Annotated in this window: 2 protein-coding genes; both read left to right on the forward strand. The window is 32.9% G+C overall.

Annotated features, from left to right (window positions below):
* The first annotated feature begins 308 nt into the window (after positions 1–308).
* Positions 309–500, forward strand: a complete 192-nt coding sequence (locus tag F6K13_RS30920; RefSeq protein WP_287289545.1) for a hypothetical protein — start codon at positions 309–311, stop codon at positions 498–500.
* A gap of 238 nt (positions 501–738) precedes the next feature.
* Positions 739–1,323, forward strand: a complete 585-nt coding sequence (locus F6K13_RS30925; protein ID WP_287240492.1) for a PAP/fibrillin family protein — start codon at positions 739–741, stop codon at positions 1,321–1,323.
* Positions 1,324–1,941 lie beyond the last annotated feature (618 nt).

The raw sequence follows: 1,941 nt of genomic DNA on the forward strand, positions 1-1,941 counted from the left end.
GTTGGTTGTGGCACTACAGGTTGTGGATTTACTGTTTCCTGTACCGTAGTTGGTTGTGGCACTACAGGTTGTGGATTTACTGTTTCCTGTACCGTAGTTGGTTGTGGCACTACAGGTTGTGATGGACTGTTTGTTTGTTGTTTTTCTTCCATATATCCTCAGTCAAGGAATTTTAGTAAGTCTATCCTAATATCTTTAGATTTACTCATCTCCTCTATCCAGTCTCTTGGATTTTAGGGGATTTTGTTTTAAATTTGCCAGCAAATAATATATATAAATGTTTTTCCTGTCCTTGTTTAACAGATTAGATGAATTTACTTGGATCAAATCTTAAAGAAGTAGTCAGTAGTAGGGGCGAATGGCCATTCTCCCCTACAGTAGGTTACAATGCTGTCGATAGGGGTGATAATCTCTATCAAACCTTATTTGCACCTCCTGTAAGATGGGAATCCATCAGGGAAAAGAGAATTTCAGAGGTTGAAAAAGAACAAGATGGATAATTTGGCACCAAAAAATAATATAAAATATAAAATTTTTAGATTCATTCAAACAAAGTAAAATTAATCTCAAGTAGTAAGCCGATCCAAATTTTTTGCTACTGTTAAGGATATCGTTAAAATTGCTTAAGACCCGGATACCCGAAGAATGTTTTTGAAATTTTCTTCTTCTGCAAATAAATGACAAATAAATGAAAATTGTCAGCTTAGAATCAACGCAGATTGACAATAAACAAAAATTATGATTTATAAGTCCAGATTAATAGAGACACTTACAGGCAAAAATCGTGGTTTACTAGCAAGCAAATATGACCAACAAGTAATTCTAGCAGCGATCGCTCAAGTAGAAGATTACAATCCAAACCCTTGTCCCTTTGAAGCAAAAGAACTATTAAATGGCAATTGGCGATTACTTTATACTACCAGTCAAGAATTACTACGCATTGATAGTTTTCCTTTCCTGAAACTAGGGGAGATTTATCAATGTATCCGAGTCCAAGATACGGCAATCTATAATATTGCTGAAGTATCTGGTTTGCCTTTATTAGAAGGAATAGTTAGTGTTGTTGCTCAGTTTGAAGCTGTTTCCGAAAAGCGAGTAAATGTTAAATTTAATCGTTCAATTTTAGGTTTACAAAGTTTAATAGGTTATCAATCACCTAATAGATTAATTGCTGAAATAGAATCAGGAAAAAAATTTACTGCTGTTGATTTTAAGATACAAAACCGAGAACAAAAGGGATGGTTAGATATTACATATTTAGATGAAAATTTACGCATTGGAAGAGGCAATCAAGGCAATGTATTTGTACTAACTAAAGTTTAAGGTAATATACTAACTAATTTTTGTGAATGATGAGGAATACAGTTCAAATATCTAAAAATTATTTTTACTTTATTTATAATTTCTCGATCATTTTTAATGATGAAATCCACTATACCTTATGTCAAAAATAAAAGCATTCGTAAGATGGTCTCCAAATTTATTTGTCTGCCTCTTATATGAAATCCTGTTATACAGTTATCGCACTTTCTACTTCCATTCAATGCAGACATAGAATTCCGGAATATCCCCAGATAATTCCCACTCTAATCCTTGCTTTTTCTTGACTCGGTCTTCCGCTGATCATACGATAACTAATTTCCGAAGAATATAGAAGACTATATTAATACTAATCATCAAAAAGAATGCTATGAACAGGAAATTGGCAAACTATGCAGTTCGAGAGTTTCTCCAATCTTATTTGGTACTTAATCTATGTAAATTAGTTTCTTTTTTTTCTTGCTTCTCTACTTCTTTGCCTTGACTATTTTGCCATTACTCACTCAAATTGGTGGGCATTATTTTTGTGAATTAAAGATATATTGAAGCATAATTAATTAGAACTCTTCTAACAGAGAACTGATGCAGATCCTTTATTGCAGCGCTTAAGTTCTCTGTTAA

Source organism: Okeania sp. SIO2B9 (genome assembly GCF_010672505.1).
GTDB classification, from domain to species: Bacteria; Cyanobacteriota; Cyanobacteriia; order Cyanobacteriales; family Microcoleaceae; genus Okeania; species Okeania hirsuta.

Coding starts and splice junctions, on each gene's coding strand:
- F6K13_RS30920 (WP_287289545.1), top strand. CDS start 309: ATGAATTTACTTGGATCAAATCTTAAAGAAGTAGTCAGTAGTAGGGGC.
- F6K13_RS30925 (WP_287240492.1), top strand. CDS start 739: ATGATTTATAAGTCCAGATTAATAGAGACACTTACAGGCAAAAATCGT.